Here is a 24,415-nt window from a genome sequence, read left to right as displayed (position 1 = left end):
GGGGATTCCCCATGCCAAACACCGACGAGGGCCTGGGCGGGCTGCGAGTGCTGGTCACCGGTGGTAGCCGGGGCTTGGGGGCGGCGACCGTGCGTCGCTTCGTCGCCGCAGGCGCCACCGTGTTGACGGCCTCCCGCAGCCGACCCAAGGAGGACGGGGGCGCCACCTTCGTGCCGGCGGACCTTTCGACGCAGCAGGGCGCGGCCGAGCTCGGCCGCCGGGTCGTCGAGCAGGTGGGCGGCGTGGACGTGCTCGTGAACAACGCCGGTGCGGCGAGCGCCCCGGCGCCGACCCTGAGCCGGTCGGACGAGTCCTGGCAGGCGGACCTGGAGATGAACCTCCTCAGCGCCGTACGTCTGGACCGGGCCCTGGTGCCGGGAATGGTCGAGCGGGGCTCCGGCGTCGTCGTGCATGTCTCCTCGATCGCGAGCCAACTTCCCCAGCGCGCCGAGGCTTCCTACGCCGCCGCCAAGGCCGCGCTCAACACCTACAGCCGCGAACTGGCCACCGAGGTCGGCGAGCACGGGGTGCGCGTGGTCTGCGTCCTTCCCGGCTTCGTCGTCACCGAAGGCGCCAGCGCCCACCTCCGGCACATGGCCGAAGCCCAGGGCGTGACCCCAGACGAAGTCGCGCAGCAGCTCGTGGACCACCTGAAGGTCCCCATGGGCCGCCCCGGAGATCCCGAAGATGTCGCCGAGATGATCGCCTTCCTCGCCTCCGGCCGCGCGAAATGGCTCACCGGAGCACAGTTCCGCGTCGACGGCGGCATCATCCCGACCGTCTGAGCAACCACCGACAGCACGAACAGGACACCTCCATGCCCATCACCCTGACCTCCGTGATCATCGACGCCGCCGACACCGAGAAGGAGAGCTCCTTCTGGCACCGGCTGCTCGGCGGCTCCCTCACCCCCACCCCGACCCACCACTTCGTTCAGGCCCCCGGCCTCCCGGTGATCGTCGTCCAGTCCGCCCCCGGACACACCGCCCCGAACTGGCCGGACGGCACTTCCCAGCAGATGCACCTCGACTTCGGCGTCGACGACCTCGCAACCGCCGACCGCACGGCCACCGACGCCGGCGCCACCCGACTGCGGCCCACCGACGAGATCACCCCGGAAACCAGCACCGGCAGCCGCGTCTACGCCAGCCCGGCCGGACACCCCTTCTGCCTGCGTTCGACCTGAGCCGGTCGCCGTCCACCGAGCCGCTCCGGTCGTCAAAACACGTTTGCCGACAGGCAACCGGCGCATCCAATGAGCCCGTGCAATCCGGGGGTCCGCGGCGGCGCGGGTCCCATCAGATCCGATGGTGACTGCTGACAGGGATTTGACGACAGAGGGGCCGGTCCTCCGTACGGAAGGGGCCCCTCGGTGGCGAACCTGGTCTGCAAGCGGGTTTCCACCCACTCCAGCAGCCGAAGTTCCGCGCGCTCCTCGACTACACGCGGCCGGATGACAGTGTCCGCATCTCCGAGATGTTCCGCCTCGTACGCGGCGCCGGCCACATCCTCGACGTGCTCGACGTGCTCGACGTCCTCCACCGCAACCAGGTCGCGCTGCGCATCCACGACGGCGCGTTCTCCGAACGCTGTCTCCGGGATCCGGGCTCTGCACAAAGCCTCGTTGGACGTCCCGGTCTCAACCCCGGTCTACGCGCCGCCTACGGCGTCGGCCGCGGCACCGCGACGCAACTTCGCCGCCTCCGAGGCTATAAGGCACAGCTGCGCCGCCGCCCGTGGCGGTCGCCGTATCGCCCAGCTTCCTCACCCTGGTCTACGGCATCGCACGGCTGGACGCCGCCGACGGCGGCACCCAGGTCTGCTGCGAGACCGGCGACCTTTGCCAGATGACCGTTCCCCTCGCATGCTGCGCGACTCTCGTCTGGAAGCTGTAGCCGCCGCTGTCCCATCCGACCCTGAATGGCGCCGTCCCGGGCATGTCTGTTGCCCTCCGCGCCAGATATGCGGCTCGCTACCCCTTGTTGAGGTCGAGCAACGTTGTGGTGGCCTCCCACAACTGCGGTCCGATGGGAGGCGTCTTGATCGTGCGCGGTTTGCCGTTCTCGTAGTACGCACCGGACACGATGCTGTCCCCGGGTGTCGGGGTGACGAACCGCAACAGTTGCCGTGCCGCCTTCTGCGGGGACTGGAAAAACAGGCGAGGCACAGGTGTCCGGAACAGTGAGCCCACGGGGCTTCGGCTGGTCCTGGCGAAGTTCGACGAGACACCGCCGGGATGGAAGGCCACCGCGGACAGGCCCTGCTAGTGGTACCGGTCGTGCAGTTCCCGGGTGAAGAGGACGAGTTCCAGCTTGGCGTTTCCGTAGGCGCGTACGGGTGAGTAGTTCCGCGCGTTGTCGAGGTCGTCCAGGTCGACGCGTGCTGACAGCCGTGCGGCGTTGCTTGATGTCTGCAGGACGAGGGCCTGGGAAGCCAGCAGGGTGTCCAGCAGCAGGTTGGTCAGCAGGAACGGAGCGAGATAGTTGACCTGGAACGTCTCCTCAAAGCCGTCTGCTGTGACATGGCGGTCCCCGAGGATCGCCCCGGCGTTGTTGACCAGTACGTCGATGCGCGGGCAGTGATCGGCGAGCTGTGCCGCCAAGGTGTGCACCTGGTGCAAGTGGGCGAAGTCGGCGACGAAACAGTGCACGCCGAGCTCATCCGCGACGGCCTTGGTCTTGGCCGCGGACCGGCCCACGACGACCACATGGTGTCCACCATCTACCAGTCGGCGCGCCGCAGCGGCGCCGGTTCCATCGCTCGCACCAGTGATGACAACGGTCTTCGGCAAGACAGGTTCCCTTCGAACCGGATGCTGTACCGGCGCCACGGAGCAGCATGTGCCACGTGATCTGTTCGACTAGCCCCGAACTCGCCTGTCCCACACGCCTGTTGCGGGCAGGGGCGGACGAACTCCGGACAGAGGCACGTCCGCGCACAGCATAGTTGGCGGTTTCACCGATGCGACGTGGGGATTCGTCTGGCCCCTCGCAGCCGGCACAGACAGGCGCCGTGGGAAGCTCTCGGGGACTGGCCGGGCACGGGCTTCGGTGATCACGGAATTGAGACGCTTCGCGATCACTGGGGAGATTTGTGCCCGTCCTGCCATCATGGCTGACCGACCCTCTCCATCCACAACCGCCGCGACAAGTGGATCCAGCTCGGCGCCTTCGTTCGCCTGAAACAGATCGCGCTCGAGTCCTACGACCGGTTCGTCGGGCTGCTGCTTGACCAGATCGCCGTCGACGGCTCCATCACCAAAGCCCCCGGCGGCGGGGAAGTCGCCGGGCGCTCGCCTGTCGATCGCGGCAAACAAGGCATGAAACGTTCGGGCATGACGGATGGCTACGGCATACCGCTCGGCAGGGTCCTGGCCGGAGCCAACCCGCCACGACTCCCCTCTGCTCGTTCCGACCCTGGACCGCCTGGAAGACCTGGGGCAACTGCCCGACGACATCACCGTGCGCCTAGACGCCGGCTACGACTCGGACAGACCCGAACCGAACTCGCTGCCCGCCGCCTGCTCTGCCGCATCACGCACAGGGGCGAGAAGGCGCCGATCCAGGCCAGCCAGCGGTGGCACGTCGAGCGCACCCACGCCTGGCAGAACGCCTTCCACCGGCTCGCCCGCTGCTACGAACGCCGAGCCACGATCATCGACGCCTTCTTCGACCTCGCGGACACGATCATCACCATCCGTAGCCTGCTCCGCCTGGCTTGAACGACCCACCGCTGGGACAACCGCCCGAATCGCCGCCCATGAGCACACGCCTATCGGCGTGAGCTCTTAGTGGCTGGTCAGGGGCTTGCCGCGCCAGTTCATGGTGATGTGGGAGAAGAGCCGGTACCTTCCTGCTGAGATGACACCTACAGGTCGACGTGCGTGTCGCGGAAAAAGCCGGTACTGACCGCGTAGTTGACGACGCCTCGGCCGCTTTCATGCAACACGCCTGCTGTTAGCGTGACGTGCCATGGCAATCATTCTGGTCACAGGCGCGAGCCGGGGCATAGGTTACGAGACAGTACGCATACTTGCCGTTGCGGGGCACACCGTCTGGTTGGCGGCCCGCGACCCGGAACGTGGCAAGAAGGCCGCCCAAGAGACCGGCGCCCACTTCGTCCACCTCGATGTCACTGACGACGCTTCGATCGAGGCCGCCACGCACACCGTGGGTGAACTCGATGTCCTGATCAACAACGCCGGAATACTCGAACCGAACCCCGCGCTGGCCGATGCAACCAGGCAGCATGTCCAGGCGATCTTCGACACCAATGTCTTTGGTCCCGTTCGGGTGACGAACGCCTTCCTGCCCGCCCTCTCCCGGTCGGACTCCGCCACGGTGATCAACGTGACCAGCAGCATCGGCTCGCTGTCCAAGTCCGCCGATGTCAACGATGAGTTCACCGCCTACCCCCAGGATCTGTACCGGGCATCCAAGGCGGCGCTGAACATGTTCACGGTGCAGTACGCGAAAGCCAATCCGACCGTGCGCGTCAACTGCGTGGACCCCGGCCTGACCGGCACCGACATGATGGGCGGCTTCGGCCAGCCACCCGCCGTCGCGGCGGCGACGATCGCCAGGGCAGCTCTACTCGGCCCAAAAGGCCCGACCGGACAGTTCCTGGGGCCAGACGGAGTGGTGCCGTGGTGAACAAGGCCACGAGGCACGCTTCGCGGCGCGGTGTCAGGACGGTGAAGCCTGCTGCGGTGAGTCCGGCTTCGGCCTGCCGCCACTACCTGGCATGAACGTCCGTGCGTCATGGTGGTCGTAGACCCCAGCTGCGTGCAGCAGGCGATGGCGTGGACCGCAACGGCCGGTTTCCCCGGCGATAGCGCGGATTGACACTGCCGCCTCGCTCTCCTGGAGGTCGGCGCCGCGCGTTCCGGTCCCGGCCGCAGTTGGCGGGCCGGCGTTCTCCTGGACATACACCAGCAGGGCGGAAGCGCGGCCCGTTCCGGGCAACATGGCGGGAGCGATGCGGAGGTACTCACGGGCTCAGCAGATGATGACGCGACGTGTCCTTAGTACTGCAACGGTGTCCGTTCTTCGTGCTGGGCGGTTTCCGGCTGGTGCGGGCTTGGGGTTGGCGTCGGCGGATGCTGAAGCCGTAGGCGGCCGGCGTTCCCGGTCGTCCGTCCACAACGTGGGCAGATACAGCCGTCGGTCGATCAGGGTGCGTCCGCGATCGGTGGCGCAGGCGAGGAACACCCCCGATCTGGGAGTCCTCCGTGCGGCCAGCGGTGCCCGAATACTGGCGCTGCACTCCTGCTGAGCGGGTGCCCTTCCTCAAAAAGCCGGTGTCGTCGACGATGAGCACGGCCTCGCGGTCACCGAGATGGTCGACCACGTAGCGGCGTACGTCGTCCAGGACTTCGTCGGCGTCCCACTCGATCCGGTTCAGCATCCGCTGGATACGGTCCGGCCCGCAATGGCCCGCCTCCTCGGCCAGCGTCCGGCCGCTCTTGCGCTGGAGCGGGGCAATCAGCCCCCGCATACAGGGAAGCACCGACTCCCGCGGCTCCGAGCGGCTGAACCGGTGCACGAACCGCCCATGCACCGGCTCCAGTTCACGCGCTCACATACGCACATCAGCAAGGTCCCCACCCATGACCACACCAACGACGACCTGGCCAGCAGTCACGTAGACACCGTTGCAGTACAAGCCACCGCCGATCGCACGGCAACCGAAGCGGGCGCCACGCGGCTGCGGCCGGGCTAGGACGACCGTCGGCAAAATCAGACCGGAAGCAGGGTCTACGCCAGCCCGGCCGGGCGCCCCTTCTGCTGCGGGCCGGCTGAGGGCTGCACTTCGGCGCCCAGTCATTGGCGTCAGCACCGGATGCGAGGGCGGGTGAGCACACAGAAGCGCAACCGGTTGCCGACACACTCCACACGCGGTCTCAACCGCCCAGCAGTCGGCGGCTTGGACCCGGGGAGGTACGGGGTCCTACCGAAGGACCACGGGCCTGGCCGGCGGCAGGGGAGTAAAAACGCCGGTCCAGGCCCGTGGAGTAGGGGCCGGAGTCGCGTTCCTGGCCAACCCGCCCGGAGGTGTGCCGAGGGCCTGTAGAACGTTCGCCCTCGAGTGAGCATTCTGCCGCACGCGCGACACCTTTTCAATACCGAACGTTCTACTCTCAATGCCTCTCAGGAAGTGGCCAACAGCAGCGCCGCGCCGGAACCAACCCGACGATGGCCGCAGACAGCCTTGACCCAACAAAGCGAAAGGGCATCCCTGCCTGGGACGATGAACTGGGCTTAGCGTTCTGCCGGTTCAGGCGGAGGGCACTTTTCAGTCCTGACGGATCGGGGCCGATGCCGCACGGGTGAGGAGCACCGGGCCGAACAGGACTACAACGCCGGGCACCGCGAAATCCGCGCCCGCGTCGAACACTGCTGTCCTGGCTCAAAACCTACAATTCCTGCGCGACTACGATCGTCCATGTGCACAACATCGCTCCGGCCCACTGAACCCGCGAAACGGCTACGACGGGATCCGCATCATCGCGGTTGGATACCGTACAGGGATGTATCGCTGGAACGAGCGTGGTCTGATCCCGACGCCCAGAGCCTGGCGGGAAGCGTTCATCGACTTGCACGGCGAGAGCCGGGTCACCCTTACGGATGCCGGCCCGTGGGCGGGTCGGCTGGAGTGGCAGCGGTCACGGTCGTACGGCATCGCGCTCTGCAGTAACGTCCGCGAGGAGTTCGTGCGGGAGCAGCGGCACATCCGGACAGACCCGCGCGGAGCGTTCGAGCTACTGGTGCCGACCGCCGGGAGCGCCCAGGTGGAGCAGGCCGCGGCCGCGGGCGAGATCCGGCCGGGCACTCTCGCGCTGTGCGACGTGGACCGCCCGTTGACCTTCACCCACGACGAGGAATTCCAGTCGGTCGCGCTGATCGTCCCTGGTGAGGCGATCTACCGCCGTAATCCCGCCGCCCGGGATCCGCAAGCCTTCGACGGTACCGCCGGGCTCGGCCGGCTGATCCGGCAGACGGTGCTCACCCTCCAACAGGAGCGGGAACACTTTTCCGAGGCAACCTTCAATATCGCATGCGACCAACTGCTTGACCTGCTCTGCCTGCTCTGCCTGCTCGCCGAAGGCGCCAGCGACTCGGCGCCGGCCGCCCAGCGAAGAGAGGTCGAGGCGCAGGTGAGGCAGTACGTCCGCCGTCACGCTGCCGACCCCGACCTCTCCATCACCGGCATCGCCCGGGTCCTGGGTTGGTCGCCGCGATATCTGCAAGACGTGCTACAGGCCGCCGGCACCACCTCCCGCGACCTGATCCGCGCGGAGCGGCTGCGGCTGGCCCGGACCCGGTTGGCCAGTTCAACCTGGGACAACCGGTCGATCGCGCAGATCGCGCACGCGTCCGGGTTCGCCAGCCACGCGTCGTTCGCCACCGCCTACCGCCGCGAGTTCGGCGTCACGCCCCGCGAGACCCGCGGCGACCGCCGTGGTGAGTCCTGAGCCAGGCCTCAGGCGAGGGCGCCGCCGTCGACACGAAGTGTGCTGCCGGTGATGTACGCGGCGTCCGGCCCGGCCAGGAACGCCACCACACCGGCGACCTCGTCGGCCTCGGCGTACCGGTGCATCGGGATAACCGCCTGAAGCATGAACGCGCTGCGACAGATGACGAGATGCGGCCTCAGCGGTTTCAACCGGTGTCTATCGACCGCTGGACCGCCCTCAAGGTTCGCTGGGTACCCCTACGAGACGAGAGGAGTAGCGAGATGGCGGATCACGTCACGGCGTTCGTCCTCAGAAGCCCGGGGGCGACCGGATTCACCGGCGTGGTGACCCGTCCTGGCCGAGTGACCTGGAGGATCGGGCCCTGAACGCGGACTGCGTCTCATAGATGCGATTCCGATGGACACGATCACATGGCCGACCTGTGTGGTCACCGCGCAGGTCTCCCAACGCCTGGCCGCGTGACCGTGTCGGTGTCCTGGCCACCACATCACAGCGGCGTTTCCGGCGACCACCACGTCAGCGCATCACATGACATCACCGGACACGCCCCACGGGCCCGTGGACTGCACGACTGCCAGAAGCCCCATCACACCTCTAGGCGACAGCGGCGCGGACCATGACCCAAGCAACGAAACCCACGGCGGACACAGTCCAACACGTCATCAACTCCCTGCTCAGGCATGCCACAGGTGACCCGACCGGACCCGGGATACGGCCTGTTGCGGCGGGCAACGGGTGCTCGGCATGGTGGGTTGGGAACCATCATGTGCTGCGTCTTGCTCCCGACCGCGAGGCGGCCCTTCGCCAGCGCCGGGAACTGCGGCTGCGTGACCTGGTCCGCCCGCATCTGCCGGTCGCGGTGCCGGCCGGTGTGGCGCACGGCGAGTGGGCACCTGGGCTGACATACACGCTGGACATCAAGGTGCCCGTCGAGACAGAGCAGCAGCACAACGTATCCACCGCAGGTGAGGACGACCTCGCGGCGGTGCTCATCGGGCTGCGCAGGGTGTCCGTTCGGCAAGCTGAGGGGCTCGGTGTGCCACGGGTGGCACCGCGTTCCTTGAAGGCCCTGCTTCAGGCCGCGGAGTGGGCTGTCGAACGCCTCGGTGCCAACGACGAGTTCGACCCCGCCTGGCTGCAGCAGCGCACCGGCCCGGCTGCGGTCAGACTCGCCGACCGGCCCGGCGCCACCGTCCTCGTCCATCGCGCCCTCACAGGCGAGCACGTCGCAGTGGGCGCCGACGGCAGGGTGCGCGGCATCCTCGGCTGGGGCAACGCGGCCATCGGCGACCCGTGCGAGGACATTTCCGCGCTTGCGGCCGCCGTTGGCGCGCCGGTCGCTGTCCGCGCGGCCACCCTCGCCGGCTACAGCCTCGGTTCATGTCTGCGCGGACTGTGGCTGGCCCGTTGCGACACCGTGATTCGGCTTGCCGAGGCGCTCGACAGGGCCGATGCCGGCCGCCTTGCCCTGCTCAGGGTCTCGCTCCGGCACGCCTGGGAGGCCATCCTTTTGGAGCGGTTGGCGTAGTCATCGCAGGTCTTGTCACCTGGCGCGGAGGAGTCGCTCGGAGTAGGAGACGGCAGGGGCGAGCGCCCGGGAATCGCCAGGGGTTGCGCGGGATTTGTGCACCGCCGTCCTGTGGGAGCCGCGCCAGCAGTGGCGGGACCGTCGTGCCCAGTGTCCACCCACGGCCGAAGCACCCCCACGCCGGACGCCACGTCATCCGCTCGCCTTTGTCTTGTCTGACTGGACGGTCTCGTCGTCCCCCGGGGCACGATGGTCGAACGCGATCAGCAGGTCTCCGGTGAGGGGGTGGTCGACCACTGCCGCCCGTACGCCGAAGACCTCGCCAATCAACTCGGGGGTGAGGACCTCGCGTGGTGGGCCGGAAGCGACGACGTTGCCAGCGCACAGAACGTGCAGCCGGTCACACACGGACGCGGCGGCATTCAGGTCATGGAGCGATACCAGCGTTGTCCGCCGCTGAGCGCGCAGCAGGGCCAGAAGTTCGACTTGGTGGCGTATGTCGAGGTGGTTGGTGGGTTCGTCCAGCACGAGGACATCGGGCAGCTGCGTGAACGCCCTTGCCAGGAGCACGCGTTGACGCTCGCCGCCGGACAGTGCGGTGAAACGGCGTCCGGCGTGCCCGTCCATGCCGACGTCGCAGAGCGCTCGGGCGACGATGTCCCGGTCGGTGGCGTCCTCCCCGGCGAAGGCCCGCTTGTAGGGGGTACGGCCCATGGCGACCACCTCGCGCACGGTCAGCTCGAAGTCGCTGCCCCGTTCCTGCGGGAGGGCGGCGATGTGCCGCGCCGACTGCATCGCAGTCATCGCCCGGACGTCGGTTCCGTCCAGCAGCACGCGCCCGGCCACCGGCCGCAGATGCCGGTAGACGGTGCGAAGGAGTGTGGACTTGCCGCTGCCGTTCGGGCCGACCAGCCCCGTGATCTCGCCGGCGCCGGCTATCAGTCGGGCACCGGCCACAACTGTACGGCCCGCGTAGGCGACGTGCAGGTCGTCGATGTCGATCCTCAACTGCCACTCCCCAGGCGCCTGTCCAGTAGATAAAGCAGCGCCGGAGCCCCGACGAACGACGTGACGACACTGATCGGCAGCTCCTGCGCATCCATGGCCGTACGGCAGACGGTGTCGACGACCACCAGCAGGAGGGCGCCGAAGAGCGCGGAGATGGGCAGCAGCCGACGGTGGTCCCCGCCGAGTACCAGGCGGCAGACATGCGGCACCATCAGTGCGACAAAGGCGATCGCCCCGGAGACGGCGACCAGGACACCGGTGAGCACGCTGGTCACTGTGAACAGTTCACGGCGCAGGCGGGTCACGTCGATGCCGACACCGGCGGCCGTCTCGTCGCCCATCAGCAGGGCGTTCAAACCGCGGGCACGGGCCTGCAGCCACAGGCCGGCGGCCAAGACGGTGAAGGCAGGTACGACAAGCTGGTCCCAGTTGGCACCCCCGAGGCTGCCCATGAGCCAGAACAGGACCCCCTGGGTCTGCTGCTCGTCCCCGGCTTGCAACACCAGATAACTGGTGAACCCGGATAGGAACTGCCCGATGGCCACCCCCGCCAGTACGAGCCGCAAGGGCGCGAAGCCTCCGCCGCGCCGGGCAACCGTCCACACCAGGGCGAAGGTTGCCAATGCGCCGGCGAAGGCGGCACCGGACAGCCCCAGCGCGCTTCCCGCTCCGATGCCGAGCACGATCGCCGCGACCGCTCCGAGGGAGGCGCCGCTGGAGATGCCCAGCAGGTAGGGATCGGCCAGCGGATTGCGCACCAGCGCCTGCACCGCTGTACCGACGAGACCGAGCCCGGCGCCGACGAGCGCAGCCAGCAAAGCACGTGGAGCGCGCAGTTGCCACACGATGAGGTCATTGGTGCCGGACCTCGCCGGCTCGCCGGACAGCCGTCGCCACACCACGACCCACACCTCGCCGGGAGAGATGGTCGTGGAGCCCCACGCCACCGCGGCCGTCAACGCGGCCACCAGCGCCACGCCGAGGACGGCTGCAGTCGGACCGGGCGGCAGAGTGCCGCGGGGCTCTGCCGTGCGGTTGTCACCTTGCATCGTATGAACGGCCACGGTCAGCGGACCTTGTTCGGGTAGAGAGACCGGGCGATGGTCTCGACCGTGTCGGCGTTCTCGACGCCCGCGATGGTGGTCCGCTCCGAACCGATACGCAGGAAGTGACCTTCCTCGACGGCTTTCAGGCCCTTGGTGGCCGCGTTCGACCTCAGCCACCTCTCCGCCTCGGCGAACGCCTTGTCGTTCGCCTCCCGGCTGCCCTTGTTGCGGACTCCGAGCTGTATCCAGTCCGGGTTTCGGGAGATCACGTCCTCCCAGCCGACCCGTTGAGTGGTGCCGTCACAGTCAAAGACGTTCCGCGCACCCGCCAGGGTGATCACGGCGTTGGCGACCTGACGATTGCAGACGACGACCGGCTGCTGTGTTCCGGCGTCGTAGTCGAAGAAGAAGTAGGTCGGACGCGCGCTCGGTGGCGTGCTCCCGATCGCCTTCTGCACCGCGGCCACCTTCCTCTTCATGCCCGCGACCAGTTCCTCGGCCTTCGCGCCCGCCCCGGTGACCGCGCCGAGGGAAGCGATGTCGGCCTCGACCGCCGACAGGTCGGTGACCGCGCCCTCGCCGGTTGCGGCGCACGCGGTGGACTTGAGGTAGATGTGCTTGATCCCGGCCGCGCTGTACTCGTCCACGGTCGCGGCTTCCCCTGCACCATTCATCTTCATGGCGCCGAACGTGTCGAGGTACAGATCGGCTCCGGACCCGAGCAACCTCTCCTTCGGAATCACCCCCTTGCTGAGCACCTTTACCTTCCGAGCCTCAGCGTCGAGGCCATCGGGCAAGGTGCCGCTGCCGGACGGGAAGCCAGTACCAACAACCCGATCCCCCACGCCGAGGCGCAGCAGCAGTTCCAGGCCGGCGGCATTGCTGGTGACGATCTTCCGCGGGGGACCGTCGAACGTGGTCTTGGCACCTGCGCAATCGGTGACAGACACAGGGTAGGAGCCGGATACCGCCCCACCCGCGCCCTTCTCCGCCGCTTCCTTGTGCCCACCACTGCAGCCCGCCGCCAGCAGACCACTCATCAACACGACCGTCGCTCCGCCCCGCAATCGAGCACGCAAGGAACATCTCCAGATCTACTCGGCCCACAGGTGAACCTCCGTCACCTGGTCCAGTAGTCGGGAGCAACACACGTTCAGTTCCCCGCGGATCGCGGATTCTTTGCGGTGCTGCCCCTGAGCAGCGCCGATAGGGAGCCTTCGCATCGGCGGCGGCGCGGTGCCCTCGATGACCGCGACGAGTGTGCTGACCGCGGTGCGGGCAAGCTGTGTCTTGCCGGGGGCGATGGTGGTGCGGGTGGGCGAGCGGTACTCGCCCTCCTGAACGCCGTCGACACCGATGACCACGATGTCCGGGCACCCGTACGCCGGCGTCGGCGAGGGCGTGCAGGGCACCGATGGCGAGCAGATCGTTGTCGCCACCACCAGATTCGCTTCACCACCGGCCTGAAGGCCGATGCACTGCGAATACGCGTGGACAGGCGGCCCGCTGTCATTCATCCGGGTCCGCGTAGGGTTCAGCGAGCCGCTGGGCCAGGTCGTCCAGCCATTCCTGAGCCCAGTTGCGCAGCTCGCCGATAGCGGCGGCGTCCAGGCCGTAGGCTTCGAACTCCGCGTCGCTGATCCATTCCAGGCTTTCCAGCCGGTCATGGAGTTCCTGACGATCAAACTCCTCCGGACGCCGTTCTGCCAGGCTTTCCAGCTCGTGTGTGCTGTAGAGGTGACGGGCGGCGTGAACGTCGATCGCGTCACGCGCCAGGCCGCGGTCGCCCAATGCGCGCACTTTCGTGGCGATCAGATCGTCGAGGGCGAGTACGGGGCCGACGTCCAGCAGGACCGGGGGGGGCGCCACAGCACTTCCTTGAGAAGATCCACCTCGCACGCGGACCCGGTTGCGGGAGGAAACGGGCCTTGAGCGGAGCGACATCGATGATCGTGATGTGCCAGCCTCGCTCGCTCAGGTCGTGCGTCAGATGCTCGATGATCTGCCTCATGGCCGCGGGGTGCTCCGTGGCAAAGTCGAGATCCTGGCTCGGCCGGTGGACAATGCCATGGGCTTGGACGGCATAGCCTCCCATCAAGGCGAGTCCGAAAGGTCGACCGGCGGTGAGTGCGTCCAGCAGCAGGCGGCGGTGATGGTCAGGCAGGTCGTGCAGTGTCACGCTGGGGCCGCCGGCCGGAGTTGCGCGAAGCGGGCCTCCCAGGTGGTACGCACACCACGGCCCAGCATTTTGCGCAGGGTCGGCCAGTACGCGACCAGCCGTGCGGCATCGAGATAGCGCACGAAGTCCTGGTGTTTGCCATTCAAAAGGACGATCCGGTACATCCCGAGCAGCAGCTTTTCATCACCCAGGTCGAACGCACGCAAACCCGACCACGCCAGGTGGAGAGGCAAGACAACGGTGCCCTGGACGGGTCCGTCAAGCTCAGCCAGATCGCGGGGCAGCTCATCCGGCGCCGGAGCCCAGCGGGACACTCCAGTGGAGTCCGATACCTGTTCACTCACGCCCTGACCCTCCCTCCGAATTCACGAGGTGCGGCCGATGACGGGCGCCACCGCACCCCCGGAAGCAAGCCGGGCGGTCCTCGCCATATGACAGACAGCGGAACCGGAGTGCAGGCGACCCTTCGGCGGTCCTTAACAGCTGATCCAGTGCGCTTCTCTGGCGCTGCCGCTTCAGGGTGAGGACGGCCGCGGCGATTGACGTCAGTCTGGGCCGCACCTCGATCCGCGGAAGATCCGCCAGAGCGTCAGTCGTGTGACTCCGCGCTCAACCGAGGCCTGAGCTGTGACCGGACCCCGGCTGCCGGACCGTTGGCTCGGATACCTCGGACGCAACTGCCTCGACGGTGCTGACGCGTCATCCCTCTTGTCGTCCGTCCCGGCCGCGGTGCCTTGCGCAGCACCTGCACAGTCGACAGTCGTCCCCCGAACATCCCGGGCACGTCCTGCTCTGCCCCGGTAGGGTCGTCCTCCTCGGTGTCTTCGGTCTCTTCGGTCTCTTCGGTCTCATCAGCCGACGATCGCCCCCCATCCCGACGCTCTGACGCGGTTTCTGCCCGTTGCTCGGCCAACCGCGCCTGGAGCTCAGCCTCGGGCTACTCGAACACGGCGGGCGCGGACGACGTCAGTCTGCCGTCCGCCGGAACGGTGCCGGCCGACCCGGACGGGCTGTCGGATCCACTGGTCAACGGCAGATCCTGGCCAGAGCCCTCCCCGACGTCCAGCGCACCCCCTGAGACCAGCACCCGGCGCGTCAGCTCGGCGGTGTCCTCGGCGCTCAGCCCCAACTCCGCCAACGGAAGCGGCGTATCCGACAGCGACCAGAACACGTGCGCCGACTCCGCGACCGACAGCCCGGCCACGTCCACTGGTGACACCAGGTACGTAGGCGGAAGAACAGGCACCGACGCCGGCACCTGCGGCATGGTCCCGGACTCGGTGTCCTCCCCGGTGTCCCGTTCCACCGACCATCCGGTGCGCTGTCCCCGGTCCCGCTCCCGCTCAGCATTTTCGGCGCCCCCAGCCGAGAGCGGCTCCGTCTCCACAACCGCTCGCGAAGATCCGCCCACACCGCCCACACCACCCACCGCGACCGACGAGACCGACGGCCCTCCGGCAGCCGTCCCAGCGCTCTCCGCGTCAGAACGAGCCGCCGGTGCGGGCACCACTTCGAGCGCACCGACCGGGGGCGACATCTCATCCGCACCCGGGGACGCGGCATCGGCAGCATCTGTGCCGAGGTGATCGCCCGTACGCGCGCTGCCCCGCAGGCCGGCGCCGGGTCGGGCCTCGCTCTCCTGTCCGGAGGTCAAGTCGGCCTCTGCGGGCGTCGGTTCGCCCAACGAGCTGGGGCCGACGTCGAGACCCGGCTGATCCCCCAGCGGGTCCTCCGCCGTCACCTGCTCGGCGTCCGATGGGCGCCGCGCGTCGTCGCGGGGGACGACGGGTTTCGTCAGCGCGTGGGTGCCGTCGGGTGCGGGACCGTCGCCCCGCCCGTCCGCCGGGATGAGACCCGAGGGGGGAGCGGGCTTCGCGGCCGTCTGGTCCGTCGGAGGCAGCCCGGCGTCGGCCCGGCCCCCGTCGGCTCCGAACGGGGCGTCGTGCGCCGGCACGGCGGCTTCGGGTGGTACAGGCTGCGGAGGTACCTCGTTGGGGATGACGGGCGGCCGTGCGTCCGGAGGGGCGGAGACGGCGGTTTTCACCTGCTCGGTCCGGACGACGACGCCCAGTCGGTCGCTGAACAGGGCCGCCACACGGGTCAGCCAGCCGGCGGCTTCCGCGGCGTCCAGACCGGGCCGGACCGACGTGCTCATGTAACGGCCCGACTTGTCGTTCACCACCCAGGATCGCCGTGTCGGGCTCCAGCGGAACTCCCCCGACACCCCGCTGGCCCCCGCCAGGGCCCGCCCGGTTCCATCGTCCTTCTCGGCGCCGATGAAGTCCGCAGCGATGCTGGTGTGGCCAAGACCGTCCAGCGCTTTGCGCAGGGACTCGGCCGTCAGCTCGGGGTCCGTGGTGCGCATACCGGTCAGCAACGCGTCGAACTGCTCTTCGGTGAGCGTCCCGCTCAGGTTTTCCGCGCCTACGATCACTTGCCCGCGATCGGTGACGGTGTACAGCCACACGGTGTCCGGGTTGCCGGTGATCAGCAGGCTCGGGTCCACCTCGTCCAGCGGTGTCCACAGGGGGTTGAGCCGTACGTCGCCATCCAGATCGCGTTCCTCGTCCTTGACCCGTTTGGGCAGGACGGGAGGGCCGAACCTGTCCACAGGCACGCTGTCACTGCCGTCGTAGTGATCGGCGCCGTTGTAGTAGACCTCCGCTCCGCGCGGGGCGTCGTCGGGGCCGACCTCCGTGACCCGCCGGGCGCTGCCCGACGAGGCGAGCGACCGCACCACGTCGACCCGCAGAGCGAACGCGTGTGCCAGGAGCGGGAGAAAGGCCTCTCCCTGCGGCGTCGCCCAGCTCCCCTGCCAGTCGATGACGGCGTCCAGGAGCGCGGAGAGCTCCTCGTCCTCCAGCGGCGCGGTGCTTTGCGCGTACACAGCCGGAAGCAGGCGACGCAGCGCGTCATCGTCGAGGTCGGCCGCCACCGGCAGCATGCCGAGGTCGCCGAGGCGCTCCAGCATCTGACGCGGGCTCAGGTCCTGCGCCTCCGCTTCCCTGACAGCACGGACGTCCTCAAGAGAGTTGTCCGAGTCGTCGGGCTCCGCCACCGCCATGGCGCCGACGTACCGTCTCAGCAGGTCGGTCGGGTCCAGCGCCTCGGGAACGGTGACGTGACGGACACCGTGGTGGCGCAGGTGCGCGAGCATCGCGGCACGGTCCATCGACTCGACGCGTTCGCCGAAGGCGACCATGGTCGTCTGCCGCAACTGGCCGACGATCTGGTGGTGCAACCGTCCCCCACTGCGACGCACGTAATCCGCCACGAAGAAGCGCATGGCGCTGATCACGGAGTCCGGGGTGCTCGGCAGGAGGGCACGGGTCGAAGGGTGGAGCGCGGACTGGCGGCGCAGTTCGTCACGGACCGCGTCGGGATGGGTGAGCCAGTCGTACGCGTCCGGGTCGGTCGCGGCAAGACCGCGCAGGTGGGTCCGGATGTGCACGGGGTCGGCGGCCAGGAAGGCGTAGAGAAGGCACTCGCCCGTAGCGGGCACCGGCACCCGGCGGCCTCTGGCAATGGCGTCGCCGGCCGTCGAGGGCCAAGGGTTTTCCGCCGGTGCCACGGGTTCGGCCGACGGCGCTTCCGGACGAACCGGTCCGTTCCCGGCCCCCCGCTCCGCTTGTACCGCCGAAGCCGCGGGCAGCGCGTGGGGTGCGGACCCCACAGGAGCCGTAGACTCCGCGGACACCGCAGGCACATCCGAGGCCGCGGGCACATCCGCCACCACAGCCGGTGCCGCAGGCACATCGGACACCACAGGCACATCCGAGGCCGCGGGCACATCCACCACCACAGCCGGTGCCGCAGGCACATCCGCCACCGCGGGCGCAGATGAAGCCGCGGGCACATCCGCCACCGCGGGCGCAGATGAAGCCGCGGGCACATCCGCCACCACAGCCGGTGCCGCAGGCACATCGGACACCACAGGCACATCCGAGGCCGCGGGCGCAGATGAAGCCGCGGGCTCAGCCGCCACCGCGGGCGCAGATGAAGCCGCGGGCTCAGCCGACACCGCGGGCGCAGATGAAGCCAAAGGCGCGGATGAGGCAGCGGGTACCGCAGAAGTCGCGGGCAGCTCCTGCGCCCCGGTGTCCGCAAGCGTGTCGAACTTACCGCCGGACGCAGGGCTCGGTGTCGTCGGCACCGCCAGTCGGTAGTGCCGGTCGGCAAGGCTCAGCACCACATGGGCACCCGGGCGCGCGACCGGTTCGACGAGCCCATGGAGGCTGCCGTCCGCCGGCGGGGTGTCGGGGGCGAAGTCCTGGAAGCTCCCGTCCGGTCCCACCACCGTGATGTGCACGCCGAAAGCCCGTGCGGCGAGCAGGGGCAGCAGATCCGCGGCGGCATGGTTCCAACCTCCCTGCGCCGGGGCGTCGCCTCGGCGCAGGAGTTGCGCGACCGCCAGTTCGGCCCGGACCCCGGGCGGGAGGGCGACGGCATGCGGGACACGCCCGCCGAGGCCGTCGAACTCACGGCGTGCGGCCGTCCCGTCTCCGAGGTCCAGGCCCGCCGCCGCGATCTCCGTCCCGGTGAAGGTGTCATCGCCGTCAGGGCTGACGAAGGCCAGGAGATCGGCGTCGGCATGGTCGGTGAGCAGACCGGCCGTCCTCCGGCGCAGTTCGGACGCCGTCCGCGGGCCGCCGGGATCGATGCCCTGCGCGGTCAGGAGTCCCGGGGCGGCTCGCTCCAGTCCGGCGGCCAGCGCATGGAAGAAGGCGTCGCCGTCCCGGGGCACGTCGTGCAGCGTGTACGTCTCCTTGGACGGAGAGGTGAGGACCGTATCCGGTCCCGTACCCGACCTGGTGTAGCGGGCAGGGGCCGGGGTCGCGGTCTTGGACGGCTTGGGCGGTGCCTGGTAGATCACCGCGGGCGGCTCGGCCAGGTCGCCCAGCCGCTCCCGGCCCTCCTCGGAGGCCGCGAGCCGGTGCCAGCGGGTGAGCTGGTCCGCCCCGGCCCGTACCCGGTGGTACTCCACGGCGGCCTGTTCCGCCGTCTGCCTGAGCCGGTCCAGCTCGCCGCGCCGGGCATCGAAGGCCTCGCGTACCGCGTCCCGGCGGACGGTGGCCTCGTCGAGGTTCCGGCGGGGTGCTCTCGTGGAGAGCTGGGCCGTGGCCAGTCGTTCGTCGGCTTCGGCCTTCCGGAGGCGCGCCGTCACGAGGCGCAGTTCCGTATCCGTCTCCATGAGGTCCCGCAGCAGACGGGCCCATCCTGGGCGCTCGTGTCCGGTGTCGCGTGCGGTCCCGGCGACGGAGTCAGCCGGGACCTGCGCCGAGGTCATGATCGAGTCGGCGTGTGCCTGATCCTGGCGCGCGTCGTGTTCGGCCTGCCGCAGGGCCGCCTCCGCCTCGGCGACCTCTGCCCGGGCAAGGTCCACCGGACGCTCCGCCGCCCGCGCTCTCGTGGTGACGGCGGCGAGGGCGGCCTCGGCGGCCCGCAGTTCCTCACGCAGGTGTGCGGACGCGCGCCGCTTCTTCCAGTACGCCTTGTCCGCGTCGGTCCACGCCTTGCCCGCCCTCTCGACCGCGTCCCATGCCTCCTTGACCCGCGCGGGAAAGTTCGCGTCGGTGATGAGCCGCAGGTCACGGGCGACGTCCTCCCGGATCCAGGTGATGACGTACGCCTCGGTCGCCATCGCCAACGAACCGGATCTGGCCTTGTGGAAGATGCCGCGCCGCAGGGCGCCGGCGAGCTTCGAGTCCGCGATGCCGCGGTGCACCCCACCGACACTGACCCAGCTGGCCGGCACAGCGAACAGGAAGGACCGGCCCGTCTTGGGTTTGAGGTTGCGGGAGGTCAGGTGATCGTCCGTGATGGGAGCCCCGTGACCTTCGAGGTCGTTGGGGCCCGGCAGCGCGAGCCCGAACTGGTTGTAGCCCACGGTGTCGGGAGCGTTGTACAGGAAGGCACCGCCGAGGGTCACGGACTGGCTGTGCTCGTTGGCCGCCGTGGTGTTGGCGTTCTCACCTAACCGCCGGAGGACCTCCAGCTTCATGCCGTCGGCGACCGTCAGCAGCAGCGCGCGGCTGAAGTCGGGTGTCGAGCGCAGGGTCAACTGCCCGGTGTCGGTACCCACCAGGGACTTCTCCGTGAGTCCCGCCACCTGGTAGCCGTCCGGCCGTGTGGTGTGCGGATAGAAGGCGGTGACGGCCATGGCGCTGGTGCCGTCCTCCAGTGCCTGCGCCGAACCGGTGCCCGGTCGGGTCAGGCCGGTCGTCGCGGCCTTGCGCAGGAGCCGGACGACAGCCTCACCGGACAGGGTTCCGGCCTGCAGAGCGCGCGTGTCCAAGCCGTTGTCGTACGCCTTCGCAAGGAGGATCTCGTTCGCGGCACGGATGTTGTCCAGTCCGACGATCGAACGGGGGTGCATGCCGTTCTCCGGGAAGTGGAACGGCCGCAGGTCGCCGTTGCCGTCCCGGACCAGCTGTTCCCTTCCCGTGTGGGGCGGCGAGGTCGGCCTGGGCGCGCGGGCGAGGGCCGGGTCGGCCGCCGGATCGGGCGCGGGCAGCAGACGGCCGGCCGAGGACGCCCCGGGCGGGGCGCCTTCGGTCTCGTCCCCGGGCGTCTCCGACGGAACCGGCTCCATGAGGCTGAGCGGCACGTGTTCGTGCAGCTCACCGACATCGCCTTCCTCCACGATGCGCACCCGTCCCCGGACGCGGTCGAGGGCACCGTTACGCCCCTCCCCCGGCCCCCCGTCGACAGGAGCACCGGTGTGGGGGGCGCCGTCGGCCTCCAGCGTGATCCGCATCCGGTACGGAGTGACGATCTCCGCGTGCGGTTCGGTGGTCGCCGCCCGGTAGATCGTGACGGTGCTGGAGGAATGGCTCGACCCGACCGTCTTCCGCTGGGAGCCGCCTTCGGTGTACGTCGGTCCGCTGGCCACGACCTGGGAGGCGCCGGTGTACACCTGCTGGGCGGTGATGATGCCCACGTCCGTTCCGGTGACGGACTCACCACTCTCCTGGACGGTCTCGATGGCGCGACGGTTCTCCTCCAGTTCCACACTGTGGTCGAGCCCGCCGAACGACGGTGTGCCGGGGAGCAGTTCGACGCGGACCCGCACGGTCCGGGTACCGACCCGTACACCGCCCCAGCCCCACCGGCCGGCGGTCACCATCACCGACGGACCGGTGGTCGTCATCTCCCCCTTCAGGGCCCGCGTCGCGCGGCCCGTCACCAGCTGCCGGATCCGTTCCCGGCCCTCGTCGTCGAGCCCCAGCTCACCGATCCGCTGGTCGAACGCGAGCAGCACATCGGTGGGATCCAGCGGGTTCACCGCGTAGGTGCCGAACCCGGCATGGCGCAGCCAGGGTTGGGGCGCCCACTGCCGCTGTGTGTAGCGGGGGACGTCGCCCATGCCGTCGTCGAGCAGTCCGAGCCGGTGCGCGCTCTTCTCCGGCAGGTGCCCCAGAAGACCGCCCGGGCTCGTCAGTTCGGTGCCGGCGGTCCCGGCGAGAGCGCGCGGGACGAGGGAAGAACCGGCCGCGGCCGTCCCGATCCGGCCCATCCCGAGCCTGCTGGTGAGCAGGGCGAACCAGTGGTGCACATCTCCGGCCACCAGTACCTGATGGGTGAAGCCCTTGCGGTTCACGTCCGCGACGACCGTCCGTACGACGGCGGCGCTATGAGCGCGGGACACCGACACCGGGTTGGCCACCAGACCGTACGCGCCCATGACACCGCTCCCCGGCTTCTGGGCCACCGAGTAGACCAGCTGCCCACCGAAGACGAAGCTCCGGCTGTTGCCGACCTTGCCGCCCGCCTGCCGGCCGCCGCCCAGCGTCGTCTCGGTGTCCATGGTCATGGAGGGAGTGAGGACGCGCAGGTTCTCGACCGTCGTCGCGTACCTGAAGGTTCCCCACAGCTCACCGAACGGCCCCCTGGCAAGCAGGCCGCTGCCCGCCAGGCCCAGCGGCCCCGAACTCTGGTCGAAGGCGGCGGCATGGTACTGGGGGGTGAAGGTGCGCAGGATGGCCTCCCGGGTGGGGGCGCCCTCCCTCACGAACTGCCAGGCACTGCCCGACGCCGTCCGCAGGACATGATCTACCGCCGAGAGCAGCGTGGGGGAAAGCGGGGTCGTCACGATCACGAAGGGGTGCTTCCGGAACTGTGCGAACTGCGGTGCGCCGCGTCCGGCAAGCCGTTCGGCCGGCTGGGTGCCGTCGGGTCCGGCGGGCAGGACGAGGTCGCCGCCCGCGAAGGCTCGAGCCCGTTCGGTGGTCATGGACGTGGGCGGGAGCGCGTCGGTCAGGTAGGGATTGAGCGCACTGTCCGTGGACGGGTCCGCCGCCGGAGTGTGCTGTACGGGGACCCCGATGAGCACCTGCCCGGTCCGGGGACCGCCGCCTCGCGGGTCCCCTGTCTCGGTGAGGCCTAGGAGTACGTCGACGGGCCTGTTGCGGACCACCAGTCCCGGCAGTCCGAGGCCCAGTCCGCGGAGGGTTCCACGGGGCCGCCAGTAACCGCTCAGCTGCGCGGTCAGGGCGATGTCGTAGCGGTAGAGATGCGTCGGCTCATTGCTCACCGACATCGGCTCATTGGTGACCGTCGATCCGAAAGCCGTCTCCGTCTCCCACTGCCAGCCCCAGCGTGCGCCCGCGGTCAGCCCGAGCGTGTGCCGGCGCAGACCGGCTTCGTCGACGGCTTCGGAGCGGCCCGAGAGGGTGCCTTCGACGCCGTGGTCCCAGCCCCGCTTCGCACTGGACTGGCCGTCGAGCCGGTCGACACCCTGGCTGCTGAAGCGCATTCCCTCGCTGGTGTCCTTGCCCTCGTACCGCCGCCCGGTCAGCGTCGCGTGCACCCGGATCGTGTAGGCGGTCTGACCGACGCGGTCGGGGTCCGTGAGGCCGATGGACAGTCCGCTCGTGATCAGTGCCTCCAGGTTCGCGGTGACGTTCTGCTGGGACAGGACGCCAAGCACCTGCAGGGTGTTCTGCAACGCGGTCTGGTACGTGACGCGGCTGGTCCACCGCGCCGGCATGGGCAGACGCCGGGCTTGGGCGAACGCCTGGTCGGGCGCGCGGCTGAGCAGGGTGATGAAGCGGGCACGCCATCCCTTGGGCGGGTTCGGCGGCAGCAACTGCTCCAGGGGCACCACGAGTCCGGGGCGCAGCCGCGCGAGTGCGCCGACCACGTCGTCGGCGAACGCGTCCAGCAGGGTGCGGCCGACATCGTCGTTCGTGTCCTGGGTGACCCGGGTACGCCTGCCGTCGGCGAAGGTGAACTCCTTGACCCGGTGCATGCCCAAGGTGCGCGGCCGGTCCTCGCTCAGGTAGGCGGGGACGAACGGCGGGGCTCCGCCCTGGCGCAGGGCCAGCGCGGTCCCGTCGTCCCACCCGGCCAACCGCCGTGCCTCGGAGCTGGTCATCCGGTCCAGGCTCCAGGTGAGGAAGCGGGTCGGTGGCCCGGTGTCACCGGCCCGCCGTACGCGGACGGACTTCACGACCAGGTAGAGGGCGGTCTTGGAACCCTTCACCTGTCCTGCCGACTTGACGGTGCCGGCCCCGCCCAGACCGGCCGAACGGTTCTTCGCGTACGAGTACTGGCCGGTTGCCCCGCCCTGGAGGCGCAGGTCCAGGGGAGCCATGCCGGCGTCGAAGAGGCTGAAGGCCGGCCCGAGGACGCCCTGCAGTGTCAGGTTCCATCCGTGTGCCCGGCTCCGCTCACTGCGTACCGTCGAGGTGTTGATGTCCCGCATCTCGACCTTGCCGGTCTCTCCGACAAGGACGGCCGCCTGCGGGATCAGTTCCTCCACGACGAAGACACCCAGCGACGACTTTCGATTGTCGTCGGCGAACAGCGGCGGGGTGGTGATGCGTCCACGTGCCATGGTGCCGCCGTGCCGCTGGAAGCTGTCACTCGAGAAGAAGCTGTCGAGCTCGGTGTAGGCGGAGCTGCCGGGCAGGGCCCCGACCGTCCGGGCCGCCCAGTCGCGGATCATCGCGACCGGACCGAACCCCTCGATACGGACGAAGCGGTACTGGGAGTCACGGTCGAGGTCCAGGGACCTGGGAATGCGGCCCGACTCCGACATCTTGGTCACGCTGTCAGGCAGACGCGCCAGTAATCCGTTACGGATTCCGAAGGAGAACCGGCCTGGCGCCTCCCGGTCCACGTCGGTGCCGGTGATCTCCCGTCCGGTCGGATCGGTGACCCGCATCTCGTAGTGGACGCTGTCCAGGAACGACCGCGACGAGTCCAATGTTCTGGTCTCCATCTGGTTCATTCGCTGATCGGTCAGTGTGTAGCCGACCTTGTTGATGAAACCGAACCGGAAGGCGAGGCGGCCGAATCCGCCGAAGGCGGCGGTGCTCGCGGGGCCGATCGGTCCGCCGAGGGCGAACTGGTGGTTGCTCTGCACGTTCTTGGTACGCCCGAACGCCGCCGCTGCCCGGTGCATGCTGTCGATCTTCGAGCTGTCGCCCCGGGAATCCTCGTACGGCACCCAATCGCCCCGATGGCGCGCCCGTACGTACAGCACACGGGGCCGCCCCTCGGCGTTGACGTACGGGAACGGGCGCCCGTCTCCGTCCGCCAGCGTCTTCGGTTTGTCTCTGAGCGTCTGCCGGACGACGGCCAGAACCTGTGCGCCGTCGGCGGGCCGGGCGTCGGGACGGCTCCGCAGTTCGCGGGCGATCGCGTCTACGACCATGTCGCGGCCCCTCAGAACGACCGTGCTCTGCCCGAAGGTGCTGGGACTCGCCAGCAGTTGTTCGCGTTCAGCGGCAGCCAGCCCGGACGGCAGCAGCGAGGAGAGGTCGTCGACGTACGCGGGCATCTGCCTGTCGCCGTCGAACCGGGCCGGGGTGCGGTGTTCCCCGGGGGGCCGCATCGTGAGGTCCAGGAGCGGACGGTCCGTCGAGGCCGGCTCCGGCTTCGGCTCGGTGAACCGGCCCGGGAGGCGTACCACGTCGGTGGCTTCCGTCCGCTCGGTTCCCTCCGCTCCCTCCGCAACGGCGGTGCCGCTCGCGGCTGCGGGCGGTACGGGCGACGGGTCGGCATCCACACCCGTCCCGGTGTCTCTCGTGCCGTACTCCGCGTTCAGCTGCTCGTCGAGCGGATCCCCCGCGGGTTGCGGGTTCTGTATGCGGCGTGTCAGCTCGGCGGTGTCCTCGGCATTCAGCCCCAACTGTGCGAGTGGGAGCGGGGTGTCGGACAGCGACCACACC

16 protein-coding genes and 4 pseudogenes are annotated in these 24,415 nt (G+C 69.3%); 7 read left to right on the top strand and 13 right to left on the bottom strand.

The window, feature by feature from the left end; all coding sequences use genetic code 11:
• Positions 1–11: 11 nt before the first annotated feature.
• Both H293_RS0145795 and H293_RS0145790 read left to right on the top strand, forming a co-directional pair.
• The gene (locus H293_RS0145795; protein ID WP_020124471.1) at positions 12–785 is read left to right on the top strand and encodes an oxidoreductase; all 774 of its coding nucleotides are present in this window, start codon (positions 12–14) and stop codon (positions 783–785) included.
• 32 nt (positions 786–817) lie between these two features.
• On the top strand, positions 818–1,186 hold the full coding sequence (locus H293_RS0145790; RefSeq protein WP_020124470.1) for a VOC family protein: 369 nt from the start codon (positions 818–820) through the stop codon (positions 1,184–1,186).
• Between the two features lie 32 nt (positions 1,187–1,218).
• Here H293_RS0145790 and H293_RS58830 read toward each other — a convergent pair whose 3' ends face one another.
• Positions 1,219–1,569, bottom strand: coding sequence for a hypothetical protein (locus H293_RS58830; RefSeq protein WP_020124469.1), 351 nt, complete (start codon positions 1,567–1,569; stop codon positions 1,219–1,221).
• Positions 1,570–1,736: 167 nt separating this feature from the next.
• Here H293_RS58830 and H293_RS58825 point away from each other — a divergent pair, with 167 nt between their 5' ends.
• On the top strand, positions 1,737–1,895 hold the full coding sequence (locus tag H293_RS58825; protein ID WP_020124468.1) for a hypothetical protein: 159 nt from the start codon (positions 1,737–1,739) through the stop codon (positions 1,893–1,895).
• A 77-nt stretch (positions 1,896–1,972) separates the two neighbouring features.
• Here H293_RS58825 and H293_RS59560 read toward each other — a convergent pair whose 3' ends face one another.
• Together H293_RS59560 and H293_RS59555 are read right to left on the bottom strand one after the other, a co-directional pair.
• Positions 1,973–2,167, bottom strand: a complete 195-nt coding sequence (locus tag H293_RS59560) for a hypothetical protein (RefSeq protein ID WP_199790278.1) — start codon at positions 2,165–2,167, stop codon at positions 1,973–1,975.
• Positions 2,168–2,263: 96 nt separating this feature from the next.
• Positions 2,264–2,791 (bottom strand): SDR family NAD(P)-dependent oxidoreductase, encoded by a 528-nt coding sequence (locus H293_RS59555; RefSeq protein WP_199790277.1) that lies wholly within the window; start codon positions 2,789–2,791, stop codon positions 2,264–2,266.
• Between the two features lie 336 nt (positions 2,792–3,127).
• On the opposite strand from H293_RS59555, the pseudogene H293_RS56405 reads away from it, so the two are divergent.
• Both H293_RS56405 and H293_RS0145770 read left to right on the top strand, forming a co-directional pair.
• Positions 3,128–3,721: pseudogene (locus H293_RS56405) on the top strand (IS5 family transposase); the annotation flags it as partial.
• Between the two features lie 250 nt (positions 3,722–3,971).
• On the top strand, positions 3,972–4,652 hold the full coding sequence (locus H293_RS0145770; protein ID WP_028808794.1) for an SDR family NAD(P)-dependent oxidoreductase: 681 nt from the start codon (positions 3,972–3,974) through the stop codon (positions 4,650–4,652).
• 468 nt (positions 4,653–5,120) lie between these two features.
• Here H293_RS0145770 and H293_RS56400 read toward each other — a convergent pair.
• A pseudogene (locus tag H293_RS56400) lies at positions 5,121–5,568 on the bottom strand (IS701 family transposase); the annotation flags it as partial.
• A gap of 760 nt (positions 5,569–6,328) precedes the next feature.
• Between H293_RS56400 and H293_RS0145755 the strand changes: the two are divergent.
• Positions 6,329–7,474, top strand: a complete 1,146-nt coding sequence (locus H293_RS0145755; protein WP_259294719.1) for a helix-turn-helix transcriptional regulator — start codon at positions 6,329–6,331, stop codon at positions 7,472–7,474.
• Between the two features lie 8 nt (positions 7,475–7,482).
• Here the strand turns inward: H293_RS0145755 and H293_RS56395 are convergent, their stop codons facing one another.
• The gene (locus H293_RS56395; RefSeq protein ID WP_078612904.1) at positions 7,483–7,620 is read right to left on the bottom strand and encodes an SDR family oxidoreductase; all 138 of its coding nucleotides are present in this window, start codon (positions 7,618–7,620) and stop codon (positions 7,483–7,485) included.
• Positions 7,621–8,093: 473 nt separating this feature from the next.
• On the opposite strand from H293_RS56395, the gene H293_RS0145745 reads away from it, so the two are divergent.
• Positions 8,094–9,005 (top strand): phosphotransferase family protein, encoded by a 912-nt coding sequence (locus H293_RS0145745; RefSeq protein WP_028808793.1) that lies wholly within the window; start codon positions 8,094–8,096, stop codon positions 9,003–9,005.
• Positions 9,006–9,197: 192 nt separating this feature from the next.
• On the opposite strand, the gene H293_RS0145740 is transcribed toward H293_RS0145745, so the two are convergent.
• From H293_RS0145740 to H293_RS51815, 8 genes and pseudogenes are all read right to left on the bottom strand, one after another.
• Complete coding sequence (locus tag H293_RS0145740) at positions 9,198–10,013, bottom strand: ABC transporter ATP-binding protein (protein ID WP_020124459.1); 816 nt, start codon at positions 10,011–10,013, stop codon at positions 9,198–9,200.
• Positions 10,010–11,062, bottom strand: a complete 1,053-nt coding sequence (locus H293_RS0145735; RefSeq protein ID WP_020124458.1) for a FecCD family ABC transporter permease — start codon at positions 11,060–11,062, stop codon at positions 10,010–10,012. Before H293_RS0145735 ends, H293_RS0145740 begins: the two co-directional genes overlap by 4 nt.
• 17 nt (positions 11,063–11,079) lie before the next feature.
• Complete coding sequence (locus H293_RS0145730) at positions 11,080–12,099, bottom strand: ABC transporter substrate-binding protein (RefSeq protein ID WP_033416647.1); 1,020 nt, start codon at positions 12,097–12,099, stop codon at positions 11,080–11,082.
• A 54-nt stretch (positions 12,100–12,153) separates the two neighbouring features.
• Complete coding sequence (locus H293_RS61040) at positions 12,154–12,576, bottom strand: type 1 periplasmic-binding domain-containing protein (protein WP_259294718.1); 423 nt, start codon at positions 12,574–12,576, stop codon at positions 12,154–12,156.
• Positions 12,569–13,232 (bottom strand): annotated as a pseudogene (locus H293_RS58010) (nucleotidyl transferase AbiEii/AbiGii toxin family protein). The gene H293_RS61040 and the pseudogene H293_RS58010 overlap by 8 nt, the downstream one beginning before the upstream one ends.
• Positions 13,233–13,234: 2 nt before the next feature.
• The gene (locus H293_RS0145710; protein WP_020124453.1) at positions 13,235–13,582 is read right to left on the bottom strand and encodes a hypothetical protein; all 348 of its coding nucleotides are present in this window, start codon (positions 13,580–13,582) and stop codon (positions 13,235–13,237) included.
• Positions 13,583–13,742: 160 nt separating this feature from the next.
• Positions 13,743–13,864: pseudogene (locus H293_RS61035) on the bottom strand (IS5/IS1182 family transposase); the annotation flags it as partial.
• A 311-nt stretch (positions 13,865–14,175) separates the two neighbouring features.
• On the bottom strand, positions 14,176–24,375 hold the full coding sequence (locus H293_RS51815) for a hypothetical protein (RefSeq protein ID WP_213083781.1): 10,200 nt from the start codon (positions 24,373–24,375) through the stop codon (positions 14,176–14,178).
• Between the last annotated feature and the right edge of the window lie 40 nt (positions 24,376–24,415).

It is taken from the genome of Streptomyces canus 299MFChir4.1, assembly GCF_000383615.1.
GTDB classification, from domain to species: Bacteria; Actinomycetota; Actinomycetes; order Streptomycetales; family Streptomycetaceae; genus Streptomyces; species Streptomyces canus_C.
This window is presented reverse-complemented; position numbering and strand designations above follow the sequence as displayed.

Bases quoted from the DNA above. Each gene is read 5' to 3' on its own strand.
- H293_RS0145795 (WP_020124471.1), top strand. From the start codon at position 12: ATGCCAAACACCGACGAGGGCCTGGGCGGGCTGCGAGTGCTGGTCACC.
- H293_RS0145790 (WP_020124470.1), top strand. From the start codon at position 818: ATGCCCATCACCCTGACCTCCGTGATCATCGACGCCGCCGACACCGAG.
- H293_RS0145770 (WP_028808794.1), top strand. From the start codon at position 3,972: ATGGCAATCATTCTGGTCACAGGCGCGAGCCGGGGCATAGGTTACGAG.
- H293_RS56395 (WP_078612904.1), bottom strand. From the start codon at position 7,620: ATGCTTCAGGCGGTTATCCCGATGCACCGGTACGCCGAGGCCGACGAG.
- H293_RS0145745 (WP_028808793.1), top strand. From the start codon at position 8,094: ATGACCCAAGCAACGAAACCCACGGCGGACACAGTCCAACACGTCATC.
- H293_RS0145735 (WP_020124458.1), bottom strand. From the start codon at position 11,062: ATGCAAGGTGACAACCGCACGGCAGAGCCCCGCGGCACTCTGCCGCCC.
- H293_RS0145730 (WP_033416647.1), bottom strand. From the start codon at position 12,099: ATGAGTGGTCTGCTGGCGGCGGGCTGCAGTGGTGGGCACAAGGAAGCG.
- H293_RS61040 (WP_259294718.1), bottom strand. From the start codon at position 12,576: ATGAATGACAGCGGGCCGCCTGTCCACGCGTATTCGCAGTGCATCGGC.